The following is a 14,195-nucleotide window of genomic DNA, read 5'->3' on the forward strand; positions in this document are numbered from 1 at the left end:
CCAATGCCCGCCGACCGCGCCCCATCCCGCCTGGCCTTCCTGCTCGTCGTCGCCGCCGCGACCGGCGCGTACGCGTTCTCCGATGCCTGGTGGCCCCTCGCCGACCAGTTCCCGGGTCTCGAGGTGTACGCCTGGGCCCACGCGCTCGCGGTCATCGCGTCGATCGCGTGCCTCGTTCTCCTCTGGCGCTGCCGCCGGCCCATCGACCTCCTCCTCCCCTCCGCCATCGTCGCCGCGGTGCTGTTCCTCCACGGCCTCGCCTGGTTCAGCTTTGCCGATGCCGCGTTCGCCAGCGGCCTGGCCTTCCCGCCCAACGCCCCCGTTACCGGCCCGCTCGTGACCCCACTCATCCCGCTCATCGCGGCGCCGCTCCTGATCCTGATCACCTGGTTCCGCGTCTCCGGCCCGCCGAAGCCGAGACGCTCGCTCCGCAGGAGTCTCCGCGCCGGCCTCCGCTCGCTCAACCCGATCGCCCTCCTCCTGGGCCCTGTCTTCCAGAAGGAGGCCCGCGTCATCGGCCGCCGCCGGACCACCTACTGGGCCCGTGCCGCCTACCCGCTCGCACTCACGCTCATCGTCGGCCTGACCTACCTCGCGATGTCAAGCGACATCCGCGCCTCCACCGGAGCCTTCCGCCTCCAGCAACTCCAGCAGATCGCCCCCGTCCTCGGCACCGCCCTCGCCGCGTGCCAGTTCGCCCTGCTGGTCTTCATCGCCCCCATCCTCACCTCCGGCGGCATCTGCGACGAGCGCCGGGCACGCACCCTCCCCGCCCTCATGACCACCCCGATGACCTCCGCCCAGATCATCGGCGGCAAGCTCACCAGCCGCATCGTCGAGCTGTTCATCCTCGCGCTCGTCGGCCTCCCCCTGCTCCTGGCCCTCCGGGTCTTCGGCGGCCTCGAAGCCAGCACCATCTTCGCATCAACGTGCGTCGCCCTCTCCGCCGCGGCCCTCGCCGCCGCCCTCGGGCTCATGTTCTCCATCTGGCACAAGCGCGCCGGCGTCGCCGCCGTCTTCGCCATGCTCACCATGGTCGCCTTCGCGCTCGTCCCCGTCTCCATCTTCGTCGCCCTCGAGCTCCGCGCCATCGGCGGCACCGGCCCGCCCCCCGGGTGGATCTTCGCCCTCGCCGCGCCCGCCACGATGTTCCTCGTGGTCCTGAGCACCTTCGAACCCGAAGCCGCCGCGATGATGGACGTCCACTTCGGCGGGCAGTTCGCTGTCCCAGCCTGGGTCCTCAACGTCGCCCTCAACCTGATCCTCACCGGCGCCGTCGTCGCCTTCTCGACCGTCGCCCTCCGCGCCGTGCTGATCGCCGAGGCCGCCGGCGCCACCATCGATTCGCAGCCGAGACGCGCCCGCCGTCGCCGCGCCGCCCCAGCGCCCTCTTCGCCAGATGGCGAGCCTCGCGCCGAAGCCCTCTCGACCCAGGACGACGACGCCGTCGTCGAATCCCACCGCAAGCGCACCGTCTCCGACCGCCCGGTCCTCTGGCGCGAGGTCCGGCAGGCCGCCTTCGGCAGCCGCTGGCCGCTCCAGGTCTTCTCCGTCGTCGCCGTGCTCTCTCTCGCCTGGCTCTACTGGCGCTTCGGGCTCTTTGATGAGACCCTCCACGGCATCGTCGGCTCCGTCATCATCCTCGCCATCTGCCTCCACGCCGCCGTCTCCGCCACCGCCGCCATCAACGGCGAGCGCGAGGCCCAGACCTGGGACGTCCTCCTCACCACCACCCTCACCGGCCGCGAGATCATCCTCGGCAAGCTCCTCGGCTCCATCCGCCGCCAGTGGTTCCTCTTCGCCGTCCTCGTCGCCCACTTCTCGATCTCTGTACTCGCCGGCGCCGTCCACCCCGTCACCGTCTTCCAGGTTCTGCTCATCGCGCTCTGCGCCTCGGTCTTCCTCAACGGCACCGGCCTGCTCCTGAGCCTCCTCTTCCGCCGCTCCACCATCGCCGCCGTGCTCAACATCTCACTCGCCCTCCTGCTCTGGATCGGGCTTCCCGTCGGCGTCTCCATCCTCAATGAACTCTTCAGCTACCGCGGCGGCAACGAACTCGACTGGATCATGCAGTGCTTCATCACCATCAACCCCGTCGTCATGACCTCGGTCTCGCTTCAGGAAGGCGTCGCCCGGAACCCATGGGTGTTCGATACCTACGACAGGTACTCCATGCCGACAGGCTCTATGGGCCTCGCGGGCTTCACCGCCTGGCTCCTCGGCGGCTGCCTCCTCCAGGCCGGCTTCGGCCTCGCCTGCGTCTGGGTGTCGATCCACTTCTTCCGCCGCCTCGCGGGCCGCTGCTCCTGATCCCACACACGTCGTGCCCCATGCCCAATCCCCTCACCATCCCCCTCGATCCCTACACCCCCGCGGCTACCTCTCAGGCCGCCGCGAACGCCTTCTTCGAAGTCATACGCCGCCGCCGCAGCGTCCGCGACTTCTCCCCGGCCCCCGTCCCGCGCGAGACCATCGAGTGGTGCGTCCGCGCCGCCGGCGCCGCCCCCTCGGGCGCCAACAAGCAGCCCTGGCGATTCGTCTGCATCAGCGACCCCGCACTCAAGCGCGAGATCCGCGCCGGCGCCGAGGCCGAGGAGCGCGAGTTCTACACCCGCCGCGCCACCCCCGAATGGCTCGCCGACCTCGACCCCCTTGGCACCGGCCCCGACAAGCCCTTCCTCGAAACCGCCCCCTGGCTCGTCGCCGTCTTCAAACTCATGAAGACCGACGACGGCGGCGCCGTCTACTACGTCAACGAGTCCGTCGGCATCGCCGTCGGCCTGTTCCTCGCCGCCGCCCACCACGCCGGCCTCGCCACCCTCACCCACACCCCCAGCCCCATGGCCTTCCTCGCCAAGATCCTCGACCGCCCGCCCCACGAACGCCCCTTCCTCCTCATCCCTGTCGGCCTCCCCGCCCCCGGCTGCACCGTCCCCAACATCGATCGCCACCCCCTCGACCACATCGCCGTCTGGCGCTAGCCCGTCGGCCCTGCCGATAATCCACCCATGCCCTTCCCCCGCGCCAGCGTTGCGCGCACCCTTCTCGCCCTCGCCGCGGCAATCCTCGCCGCCCGCCCTCTCGCGGCCGCCGCCCAGCCCACCGCAGACCGCCCCCCCTCCGCCCGCCGCGTCGTCCACCTCTTCGATTTCGAGGAGCACCTCCCCGACTCCACCGGCTTCGTCAACCCCGACCCCGTCCCACTCAACTGGGAACGCGTCTGGTCCACCCCAACCTCCCCCCCTCCCCTCCGCGGTTTCCCCCAGTGGAACGCCGCCGCCTTCGACCTCACCACCGCCCACTCCGGCGAGGCCTCGGTCAAACTCCCTGCCAACGGCGGCTCCACCCGCCTCTCCCTCGCCCCCGGCGTCATCCCCGTCCTCCCCGGCGGCGACTACCTCGTCTCCGCCTACGTCCGCACCAACAACCTCCGCTCCGCCCGCGCCTTCGTCGTCACCCGCTTCCTCGACGCCTCCCGCACCCCCATCCCCGGCTCCGAGGCCCGGTCCCTCCCCATCGAATCCCAGGACGAATGGACCCCCGTCCTCCTCGATCTCCGCGGCAAGTTCGATTCCGCCGTCTTCCTCCAGATCGATCTCGAGCTCCTCCAAGCCGTCAAGTTCCAGCCCCCGGGCCCCCTCGCCGAGCAGACCGTCTTCCTCGAAGACCTCGACGCCGCCGCGTGGTTCGACGACGTCGCCGTCTTCCTCATCCCACGCACCGAACTGGTCACAACGGCCCCCGCCAACCTCTTCCTCGCCCCCGACCGCCCCCTGCTCCGCACCATGGTCCGCGACATGGTCGGCGACGACCTGCAGGCCCGGATCTCCATCATCGACGCCGACGGCCACGTCGTCGCCTCGAACAAGACCGACGTCGATCCCTCCGGCCGCCCCTCCGACTGGACCCCGGACCTGCCCGCCTTCGGCTGGTACCGCGCCACGCTCGAGACCTACCACGAAGCCGCCCTCGTCGGCCGCGCCTCGCTCGACCTGATCTGGTTCCCTCCGCTTCCCGCTGACTCCTCCACCACCGCCCCCGAGCGGACCCGCTTCGGAATCGCCGCCGACGTCGATGCCCCCGAGGACCAGCCCTGGCCCCGGTTCCTCCCTCACCTGACCTCCGCCACCGGCGCCGGCTTCCTCATCCTCCCCGCGGCCGACCCAACCCAGTTCCCCCTGGAGCGCACCGACGACGCCCCCGGGCTCACCACCGTCATCGATCAGCTCCTCGACCGGCAGGTCGATCTCACCGTCTCATTCCACGGCGTCTCCCGCGCCACCGCCCGCGAACTGGATATCGACTCCTCCGACACCCTCGCAGCGATCGCCCGCGCCGAGACCGTCTGGCTCCCTCTCCTCGCGCCGATGCTCGAGCGCTACGGCCAGCGCATCCGCCGCTGGCAGATCGGCCCCACCGGCGCCGACGCCGCCGCGTGGCGCGCCGACCCGGCCGCGGTCGGCGCCTTCCGCGCGGGCGTCGGCCGGTTCGTCCCCGGCCCGGTCATCAGCCTCCCCTGGCGCGCCGAGTTTCCGCCGCCAGCGCAGGGCGCCGCCGGCGTCGGCGCCGACTCAGTCTCCGACTTCATCCCCTACACGTTCCCCGCGTCCTCGATCTTCCCCACCCTCGACTCGTGGTACGCGACCGCCGCCGCGATCGTCCCCCCGCCCCCGAACCTCCCCATCGACCTCGTCCTCGATGTCGCGCCGACCACCTCCTTCGGCAACCGCGCCGGCGCCGCGGACCTGGTCCGGCGCACCGCCGACGCCTTCGTCGCCGCCGAGCGGGCCGGCATGCCCCGCCAGCCCCGGCTCGCCATCCGAGACGCCTGGCGGGTGGTCCCCGGCGATCCCCCCGCCGTGGCGCCCGCCCCGCATCTCGCGGCGTGGCGGACCATCATCGATCACTTCACCGGCCGGCGCGCCGTCGCCGAACTCCCCATCACGCCCGGCGTCCGCGCCGTCGTCCTTGCGGATCGAACTCCCGCGCCCATCGGCGCCCCCTCCCGCGGCACCATCGTCGCCTGGAACCATTCCGCCGACCCGAAGCGCGCCATCCTCCACGCCTACCTCGGCGATTCCCCCGTCACCGTCACCGATATCTTCGGCAACTCCCGCCTCCTCGAGCCCGACCGCGCCCGCGCCTACCTGATCGCCATCCCCTCCACCCCCATCTTCATCGACGGCATCGATCCCAACGTCGCCCGCTTCGTCTCGTCGTTCCGCATCGAGCCCGGCTTCGCCCCGGCCTCCATCACCGAGCACGATCACCGCATCGTCCTCGAGAATCCCTGGCCCATCCGCATCTCCGGCAAGATCCAGATCGTCGAACCCGTCGACGGTCGCGGCGGCTGGACCATCTCGCCGCGCGGCCCCGTCCCCATCTCCATCGCCCCCGGCGCCTCGCAGCGCATCCCCCTCACCTTCGCCTTCGGCGCCGCCCAGGAGTCCGGCCCGCAGCCGTTCAAGGCCATCGTCACGCTCAGCGCCGACCGGACCCTCCCGCCCCTCGAACTCGAGACCAGCATCGACATCGGCCTCCCCGAACTCGATCTCACCGCCGATCTCATCCTCGGCCCTACACCAGCCGGCCCCGATGCCTCCGTCGTCGCCACCATCGTCAACCGTGGCGCCTCACCCCGCACGCTCCGCCTCACCGCTCTCGCCTCGGGCTACGCCACTCAGGAACAGCCCATCTCCAACCTCGCTCCCGGCGAGTCCGCAGTAAAGAAGTTCCTCTTCAAGGATGCCGCGGCGAAGATCCCCTCCAAGCGCATCCGCCTCTCTCTCAGCGATATCGACGCCCCCGAGCGGCTGAACATCTCCGTCCAGATGCCCTGACGTATCCTTTGATCATGACCCCGCAATCGGTCCTCTCCGAAGCCGTCCTCCTCTCCAAGTCGCTCACCGCCCGCTACCTCGCAGGCTTCGACGACTCCAACCACACCACCCAGGCCCCCGGCCTCCCCAATCACACCGCCTGGTGCCTCGGCCACTGCGCCTTCATCATGCACCGCATCGCCGAGGTGATCGAGCGGGACCTCTCTTCGCTCCCCGACGTCCCCATGATCCCCGAGTCCGAGTTCCTCCCCGGCGACGTCGGCGACCGCTCCCGCTTCGCCATCGAGGCCGTCGCCTTCAAGTCAGACCCCGTCGACGACGCCTCCCTCTACCCGCCCATGGCCCGCTGCGTCGAGATCTACAACTCCGCGTGCGACCGCCTCGCCGCGGCGGCCCGCGCCGCACCCGACACAAGCCTCTCCCGGGCCATCACCTGGGGCGCCCTGCAGACCACGGCGTTCGCGATCATCCTCCGCATGCTCTTCCACAACGGCTTCCACGCCGGCCAGATCGCGGATCTCCGGCGCGTCCTCGGGTTCAAGTCGATCTTCGCATGACAGCGCGCAACGAAGCCGCGCGTTGATCCTTCCGGCTCTCATGACTCCACCCGCCAACGCTTCCCCCAATCGCCCCTGGGACCATCACGCCTGCTGGCAGTGCGGCTACGACCTCACCGGCTCCGACCTTCCCGGTCTGAACTGGAACTGCCCCGAGTGCGGAACCACCAACCTGCCCGGCGATGACGTCGCGTCTCCGCTCCAGAACAAGCCGCGCCCGAGCCTGTGGCTGGTCGCACTGATCGTGCTCGTCCCGGGCCTCGTCATCGGGGCCGCCGGGGCCCTGTTGCTCCTCATCGCGCCCGGAGTGGCGGCGGACCCGTCGTACGGGCTCTTCTTCTTCCTGCTCGCCATGCTCGCGGCCTTCGGCGGCACGGTGCTCTGGTCGATCTACATCCCCCGCGCCATCATCCGCCGCCGAGTCCCGCACAACCGCGCCGTGAGGATCGAGGCCACCCTGTCGGTCGCCATCCTTATAGGAAACCCCGTCCTGATGTGGACCGCGTATCTCGTCGCGACCATTGTGTTCCGGTAAACCAGCTGACTGACCTCACCCCAACTCCCCCATCGCCTCACCCACGCTTTTCACCCGCACCACCTCGACCCCGCCGACGCTCTTTGGTTTCCCCTCCGACTTCCCCCGTCCCGGCACGATCACCCTTCCAAACCCGAGCCGCGCCGCCTCCTTCACCCGCTGCTCCACCTGCGTCACCGAGCGCACCTCGCCCCCCAGCCCCACCTCCCCCACCGCCACCGTCCCGGCCGGCAGCGACTTCTTGTAATGCGCCCCGGCGATCGCCAGCAGCAGCGCCAGGTCCGCCGCGGGCTCGGCCACGCGAATGCCCCCCACGCTGCTCGCGAAGATGTCCCGGTCCGCCAGCCGCAGCCCCGCGTGCTGCTCCAGCACGGCGATGATCATCGCGAGCCGGTTCGCATCCAGCCCGCTGCTCTTGCGCTTCGCCGCGCCAAGGAACCCCGTCGCCGTCAGCGCCTGCACCTCCACCATCACGCACCGTGTGCCCGTCATCACGGGGCAGACCACGGTCCCCGGCCGCGCCTCCCCGGCTCCCAGCACGCCCACGCCCATCCCCTCGGGCACCTCGCGCAGCCCTTCGCCGGTCATCTCGAACAGCCCGATCTCCAGCGTCGTCCCGAACCGGTTCTTCACGCCGCGGATCACGCGGTGCGCGTGGTACCGGTCCCCCTCGAAGTACAGCACCGCGTCCACCAGGTGCTCCAGCAACCGCGGCCCCGCCAGTTGCCCGTCCTTGGTCACGTGCCCCACGAGCACCACGGCGATCCCCGTCAGTTTCGCCAGGTACACCAGCTCGGCGCACACCCTCCGCAGCTGCGTCACGCTCCCCGCCGCGGCATCCACATCCGCCTTGTACACCATCTGCACCGAGTCGATCACCACGACCGCCGGCTCCACCCGCCGCACCTGTTCCACGACCCGCGCGAGGTTCGTGTCCGCGAGCACGAAGAGCCCCGGCGCGGCATCCACGCCCAGCCGCGCCGCCCGCAGCCGCACCTGCTCGGCGCTCTCCTCGCTCGAGACGTACAGCACCCTCGCCCCCGCGCCATCCCCGGTCCCCTCGCCGCGGCGCGACGGCATCTTCCCCGCAGCCTGCAGCATTAGCGTGCTCTTGCCGATCCCCGGATCGCCACCCACCAGCACCACGCTCCCCGCCACCAGCCCCCCGCCCAGCACGCGGTCCAACTCGCCGATCCCCGTCGAGATCCGCGCCACCCCCGCGCCGCCGTCGCGCGCGACCTCCGCGATCGGCCTCGCCCCGCCGCTCCCCGCGATTCCGACATCCTCCGGCCTCGCCCCCTCGCGGATCGCCTCCCACGCCCCCCACGCGGCCACACCCCCGCCTCCAACCCCCGCGCCGATCCCCTCCACCACGCCGCGCTGCGGGTCGCGCCCCGCCGACTTCTCCTCGCGGTGCTCCTCCAGCGCATCCCATGCGCCGCACTCCGGGCACTTGCCCATCCACCGTGTCTGCACCCCGCCGCACGTCCGGCACACGTACATCTGCCTCACCTTGGCCATGCCCGCACGATACCACCGCGCCGGACGCGACGCGTTGCGGGGCGCCGGGTCGCCGTACCGATACGATCTACCGCGTTCACCATGGCCACGGAGCAGCCGCCCGACAGCCCGACGCCCGATTCCTCGCCCCGCGCCCGCGGCCCCATCATCCGTGTGCGCACCGGCCACCGCCTCCGACGCCGCACCCGCTGGCTGCTCCGCATCCTGATCGGCCTGCCGCTGGTGCTGGTCATCCTGATCGTCATCATGACGCGGTCGCCCCTCCTCAAGTGGCAGGTCGCCCGGGCCATCGAGGCCGAGTTCGGCTGCAAGGTCCACGCCTCGACGATCGTCATGCACTGGGACGGACACGCCTCGGCCGACAACATCCGACTCACCATCCCCACACTCGACGGCCCGCCGTCGGAGTTCCTCCGCGCCGCCCACGTCGACGTCGGGGTCAGTCTCGTCGACCTGCTGCGGTTCCGAATCACCCCCACCGAGGTCCGCCTGTACGAGCCCGTGTTCAGCCTCTACCTCGACCCAAAGACCGGCCGCCTCAACATCGACGACCTCGGCTTCAGCGGATCGGGGGACGCGCCCGCGGCGAAGATCCTGGTCATCAACGGCCGCCTCGATTTCGGAGAGTTCTCCTCGACCGGCGCCGACGGGGCGCTGCTCCGCTCCATCATGGTCTCGGGCGAGATGAGCCCGGTCGCGCCCAACTCCCCGGAGTTCTCCCTCTCCCTCACCGAGTCGGCCGTTCCCGCTTCCGCGATGTCGCCCGGCGCCGCCACGCCCAGCGCCCTGCGCCTCGACGGCCTTGTCAACCTCCAGACCGACGCCGTCCAGATCACCCTGCACAACCTCCGACTCACCGACTGGCCCCCCGAGACCGTGCCCGCCAGCATGCGCCGCCTGTGGTCCGAACTGGACATCCGCGGCGAGGTCTCCAAGACCATCCTCACCTCCGACCCCGACGCGGGTGTTGCCGTCTCCATCGTCCTCGACAACGTCTCGATGAACGCGCCGATCCCCGCCGACCGGCCCGAGATCGCCGGCGACCGGCTGCTCCCGCTCAGCCGCGTCAGCGGCGACATCCGCTTCTCCAAGGCGGGGCTGAAGGCCAGCCTCGCCGGCGTGGTCGGCAACCTCCCCGCCCGCGTCGCGCTGACCACCGACAGCCTCTCCTTCGACGGCGCGCTGCGCTGCGAGATCACCACCGAGCGCTTCGAGGTCGGCAGCGGCCCTGCGCTCCTCCCCTACGCCCCGGAGGTCGTCCGCCGCCGCTTCGCGATGTTCTCCGGTCCGACCGCCGTCGTCGATGCCCGCGTGCTCCTCTCGCGAGCGGCGCCCGTCAACGGCGTCCCCGGGGCGCTCTCTATCTCCGGGTCGATCGCCTTCGAGAACGGACGCGCCGCGTTCGAGCGATTCCCCTATCCCGTCGAGCACCTCAAGGGGCTGGTCACCTTCAACGACGAGAAGGTCGACCTGGTCAACATCCAGGGCCGCGGGCCCACCGGGGCGATCGTCTCGGGCAACGGCATCATCGCCCCGCCCACCGACGGTGCTGGATTCAAGATCGATGTGCTCGCGCTCGACGTCCCCGTCGACGACGTCCTCATGAACTCGCTCGAGGGTGAACGCCGCGAGATCGTCGACGCCCTCCTCAGCCAGCCGCACTACGACGACCTGATCAAGAACCACCTCGTCATCACGCCCAAGCGGCGCGACGAACTCCGACAGGAACTCGCGGACCTGACCGCCCAGCGCGACCGGCTCGCCGCCGCCGCTCCGCCTGCGCCCGATCTCGCCGAGGTCGAGGCCCGCCTCGCCGCGATGCAACGCATGCTGGAGACGCCGGTCTTTGATTTCGGCGGGCAGGCCAACCTGTCGATCCTCGTCGAATCGCCCGTCGGCGTCGATGCGCCGATCTACTACACCGTCAAGATCGCCTTCCCGAAGGCCGGCCTGGTCCCCAGCAAGTTCCCCTTCCCCATCGTCGCGTCCGACGTCGCCCTCACGCTCACCGACGAGAAGCTCACGCTCGATTCCGGTCGATTCACCGGCCTCCGCGGCGGGGATGCCGACCTCACCGCCGTCGTCCTGCTCCCCGGCGATGACAACCCCAACACGCGCCCCGACATCACGATCAACGCCCGCGGCGTGCCCGTCGACGACCTGCTCGTCAACGCCATCCCCGACGACGAGACTCCGGGCGAAGCGGACGGCGGCGCCGCCCGCCTCCTCTCGACCAAATCGCTGCTGCAGTCCCTGCGCATCGAAGGCTTCGTCTCGTCGCTCGCCCACATCACGACTGACGACGCCGGCACCACCGCGGCCCAGGCGACCGTCACGCTCAACTCGCTCACCGCCACGCCGCCCCCGGCGCCGGGCGATTCGCACCCCGGGGTCTCGCTCCAGCACCTCTCGGGGGACATCCACCTGACCGAGGGCGAGGCTCGCATCCCGTCGATCAAGGCGGACCTGGTGCGCCTGATTCCCTCCAGCGACCCCGCGCTCGCCGGCCGGCTCGACCTGGCGCTCGAGTCGCGATTCCCGGATCAGGCTTCCAACGAGCCCGGCCACCTCACCGCCACGCTTGGCATCAGCGACCTCGATCTCTCGACGCCCATCGAGGACCTGCTGCAGCTCTTCAGCGAGCCCGCCGCGGCCACCGTCCGGCGCGCCCGCGCCGTCCGCGACCCCGCCGGGCGGATCGACGGGGATGTGCGCGTGGCCGTCGCGGGCCGGGGCGACCCGGGCGTCTCGGTCCGGGTGGAGGCGGCTCGCGACCTCGCGCTCAACGCCGCGGGGGGACGAGTCTCGGTCGACCGCACCGAGGGACCCTTCACGTACTCGCCCGGCGCGGTGTCGCACCTGGACTTCGATCACACCACCGCGCGGCTGCTGTTCGACAACCGCCCCGTGCTCGCGATCGCCCTCAACGGGTCCGTGCTTCTCCCCGGCCTCGCCGGCGCGACCACTCCCGAGCCGCCCAGGACCGCGACCGTCACGGCGGGCATCACCAACGCCGACCTTCAATGCCCGCTCGTTCGTGCGGTGATCTCCCGTGCCGCGGCCGGTTCGCCGATGGACGGCGAGGACCCGATCGACTCGCTCGACCCCGCCGGCCGGTTCGACGCACAACTCGACATCACCTCGGCGCTCAACGCGGGTGTTCCCGCGTACGGCGTCGGCGGCTCGATCTCGCCGCGGATCCTCTCGTTCACCAGAGCCGGGACCCGCATCAACCTGCCGGACGCCTCGGGCTCCATCACGATCGACGGCTCCCGCGGCCGGCTCGAGGCGCTGCGCCTCGCCAACGAGCAGTGGTCGGTCACGCTCGACGGCGCCTGGGCCGCGCCCTCGAACCCGGGCGAGGCGGCGTTCACGCTGGACACGTCGATCGCCGTCTCCGCCAACGGGCTGACGCCGGACCTTGAGGCGATGCTGCCCGAGCAGGTCCGCTCCGTCATCCGCAGCCTGAGCCTTGACGTCCGCGGGCCGGTAGCCCTCTCGGGTGCGCGCCTGCGGCTGGACTACCCGCCCGCCGGCGCCGCGGCCGCCGGGCCCAGCAACGCCGACTTCCACGGCGACCTTTCGTTCTCCAATGCCTCGATGGACATCGGCTTCCCGGTGGTCCGCGCGGAGGGCTCGCTGGCGATCGGCGTCGAGGTGCGGCCCGGGCAGGAGCAGCCGGCGGTCGACTTGTCGCTGCACGCCCCGTCGCTGATCGCCGCGAAACTGGACCTCACGAACGTCTTCGCCCGCCTCGTCTCGTCCGCGTCCACCCCCGGCCGCTTGCTGGTGCCGGTGCTCACCGGCGAGTTGTACGGCGGGCGCGTCTCGGCCACCGCGTCGATCGGCGGCGATCCCGGGGACGACGCCCCGACGGCGTACAAGGCCGACGTGGTGGTCGCCGGCTCGCGGTTCTCGCCGATCCTCAACGCCTACTCCACACCGGACACCCCCGCAGCGCCGACCGATGAGTCCCGCGGCCGGCTCGACGCCTCGCTGTCGATCAGCGGCGTCGAGGGCGATTCGCTGTCCCGCACGGGTCGCGGCTCGGTGCGCATCGCGGGCGGGGACGTCATCCGCCTGCCGCTGGCGCTGCCGCTGATGCAGTTGTCGAACCTGCAGCTCCCCTCGGCGGACCCTCTGGACTACTTCCAGACCGCGTTCACGCTTTCGAGGAACACGCTGACGTTCGAGCAGATCTCGCTGATGTCCGAGTCGATCTCGCTGATCGGTTCGGGCACAGTGGGCTGGCCGACGACCGATCTGGACCTGCGGTTCAACTCGCAGTCCGCGTCGACGCGGCGGATCCCGCTGGTCTCGGACCTGCTGGAGGGCGTGCGCAACGAGTTGATCTCGACCCGCGTGACCGGGACGCTCGCGGACCCGAAGTTCACGACCGAGACGCTGGCGGGGACGCGGAAGATGGTCGAGGGGTTCTTCTCCGGCGGGTCGGCCGGCGGCCCTGCGCCGCCGAACGAGAAGGCGGTCCGGAGCGAACGCGACCGGATCCGGTCGAGCACTTCGGTCTCCCTGCCGCGGGAAGGCCGCTAGGACGGCCCCGGCGGGGGTCCGTGGGCGCGGCTCGGGCGCTACCCTCACCGTTCTATGCCTCCCATTTCCCATCCCGAGCACAACCGTCCCGAACTCGATCCCCCGCCCGGCGCCTCGATCGCGCCGCCCGTGGGCGTGCCGCCGGAGAAGCCGGCGCAGCGGCGGGCCGACGACCCGGACATCACCCAGCGGATCGACGACCTGATCCGCGACCTCGGCGGCGAGCCGGGGACCTTCGACGCCCGTCTGGTGCGCGACCTGATCGCGACGGGCCTGAAACTGATCCCCGACGGGCGGGACACGGGCGAACTCAAGCTCATCACCACGGCGGTGAAGGAACTGCGGTACGCGTACCGCGTCTTCGGGCAGTACCCCGAGCCGCACAAGGTCACGATCTTCGGCTCGGCGCGCACACCGCCGGACCACCCGGATTACCTGGCGACGGTGCAGTTCTCCCGCCTGATGGCCGACGCGGGGTGGATGGTGATCACGGGGGCTGGCGGCGGGATCATGGAGGCTGGGCACGTGGGGCCGGGCCGGGAGAAGTCGTTCGGCGTGGCGATCCGCCTGCCGTTCGAGACCACGGCGAACGAGGTGATCGCGAAGGACGAGAAGCTGATCCACTTCCGCTACTTCTTCACGCGGAAACTGATGTTCCTGTCGCAGGCGGAGGCGGTCGCGCTGTTCCCGGGCGGGTTCGGGACGATGGACGAGGCGTATGAGGCGCTGACGCTGATCCAGACGGGCAAGTCGTCGATGATCCCGGTGGTGCTGCTGGAGGGGCGGGGGCAGAACTACTGGGAGCAGTGGGACGGGTGGGTGAAGTCGTGCCTGCTGGAGCGGAAACTGATCTCGCCGGAGGACATCGGGCTGTACCGGATCTTCTCCGAGCCCGAGCAGGCGGTGGACCACATCAAGCGGTTCTACCGGATCTACCACTCCTCGCGGTACGTGCAGGACGACCTTGTCATCCGGCTCAAGAAGCCGATCCGGCCGGCGGACATCGAGCGGCTGTCGCGCGAGTTCGCGTCGCTGATCAAGCGCGGCACGATGGTGCTGCGCGGGCCGTACGAGGTCGAGGATGACCATCTTGATCTCCCGCGGTTGGCGTTCACGCACACACGGAGCAAGTTCGGGATGGTGCGGAAGCTGATCGACGCCATCAACGAGTGCGAGCCGCAGTAAGGGCGG

Annotated in this window: 8 protein-coding genes; 7 read left to right on the forward strand and 1 reads right to left on the reverse strand. The window is 70.8% G+C overall.

Annotated features, from left to right (window positions below; genetic code table 11):
• Positions 1 to 3 precede the first annotated feature (3 nt).
• Genes KF745_07780 through KF745_07800 form a run of 5 tightly spaced genes read left to right on the forward strand, consistent with a single transcriptional unit; the run spans position 4 to position 6,932 of the window.
• Positions 4 to 2,310, forward strand: a complete 2,307-nt coding sequence (locus KF745_07780) for an ABC transporter permease subunit (protein MBX3358313.1) — start codon at positions 4 to 6, stop codon at positions 2,308 to 2,310.
• Between the two features lie 20 nt (positions 2,311 to 2,330).
• Complete coding sequence (locus KF745_07785) at positions 2,331 to 2,981, forward strand: nitroreductase family protein (protein MBX3358314.1); 651 nt, start codon at positions 2,331 to 2,333, stop codon at positions 2,979 to 2,981.
• Positions 2,982 to 3,008: 27 nt separating this feature from the next.
• Positions 3,009 to 5,840 carry a hypothetical protein gene (locus KF745_07790; GenBank protein ID MBX3358315.1) on the forward strand — a complete coding sequence of 944 codons (2,832 nt, stop codon included), beginning with the start codon at positions 3,009 to 3,011 and terminating at the stop codon, positions 5,838 to 5,840.
• Positions 5,841 to 5,854: 14 nt separating this feature from the next.
• Complete coding sequence (locus KF745_07795; GenBank protein ID MBX3358316.1) at positions 5,855 to 6,397, forward strand: DinB family protein; 543 nt, start codon at positions 5,855 to 5,857, stop codon at positions 6,395 to 6,397.
• Positions 6,398 to 6,437: 40 nt separating this feature from the next.
• A complete protein-coding gene (locus KF745_07800; GenBank protein MBX3358317.1) occupies positions 6,438 to 6,932 on the forward strand; it encodes a hypothetical protein in 495 nt (164 codons plus the stop codon).
• Positions 6,933 to 6,947: 15 nt separating this feature from the next.
• Here KF745_07800 and radA read toward each other — a convergent pair whose 3' ends face one another.
• Complete coding sequence (radA, locus tag KF745_07805; GenBank protein ID MBX3358318.1) at positions 6,948 to 8,453, reverse strand: DNA repair protein RadA; 1,506 nt, start codon at positions 8,451 to 8,453, stop codon at positions 6,948 to 6,950.
• An 81-nt stretch (positions 8,454 to 8,534) separates the two neighbouring features.
• Here radA and KF745_07810 point away from each other — a divergent pair, with 81 nt between their 5' ends.
• Together KF745_07810 and KF745_07815 are read left to right on the forward strand one after the other, a co-directional pair.
• Positions 8,535 to 13,004 (forward strand): AsmA-like C-terminal domain-containing protein, encoded by a 4,470-nt coding sequence (locus KF745_07810; GenBank protein MBX3358319.1) that lies wholly within the window; start codon positions 8,535 to 8,537, stop codon positions 13,002 to 13,004.
• Positions 13,005 to 13,058: 54 nt separating this feature from the next.
• On the forward strand, positions 13,059 to 14,189 hold the full coding sequence (locus KF745_07815; GenBank protein MBX3358320.1) for an LOG family protein: 1,131 nt from the start codon (positions 13,059 to 13,061) through the stop codon (positions 14,187 to 14,189).
• Positions 14,190 to 14,195 lie beyond the last annotated feature (6 nt).

This window comes from Phycisphaeraceae bacterium (assembly GCA_019636655.1).
In the GTDB taxonomy this organism is placed as follows: Bacteria; Planctomycetota; Phycisphaerae; order Phycisphaerales; family UBA1924; genus JAHBXB01.

Bases quoted from the DNA above. Each gene is read 5' to 3' on its own strand.
- KF745_07780 (MBX3358313.1), top strand. From the start codon at position 4: ATGCCCGCCGACCGCGCCCCATCCCGCCTGGCCTTCCTGCTCGTCGTC.
- KF745_07785 (MBX3358314.1), top strand. From the start codon at position 2,331: ATGCCCAATCCCCTCACCATCCCCCTCGATCCCTACACCCCCGCGGCT.
- KF745_07790 (MBX3358315.1), top strand. From the start codon at position 3,009: ATGCCCTTCCCCCGCGCCAGCGTTGCGCGCACCCTTCTCGCCCTCGCC.
- KF745_07795 (MBX3358316.1), top strand. From the start codon at position 5,855: ATGACCCCGCAATCGGTCCTCTCCGAAGCCGTCCTCCTCTCCAAGTCG.
- KF745_07800 (MBX3358317.1), top strand. From the start codon at position 6,438: ATGACTCCACCCGCCAACGCTTCCCCCAATCGCCCCTGGGACCATCAC.
- radA (MBX3358318.1), bottom strand. From the start codon at position 8,453: ATGGCCAAGGTGAGGCAGATGTACGTGTGCCGGACGTGCGGCGGGGTG.
- KF745_07810 (MBX3358319.1), top strand. From the start codon at position 8,535: ATGGCCACGGAGCAGCCGCCCGACAGCCCGACGCCCGATTCCTCGCCC.
- KF745_07815 (MBX3358320.1), top strand. From the start codon at position 13,059: ATGCCTCCCATTTCCCATCCCGAGCACAACCGTCCCGAACTCGATCCC.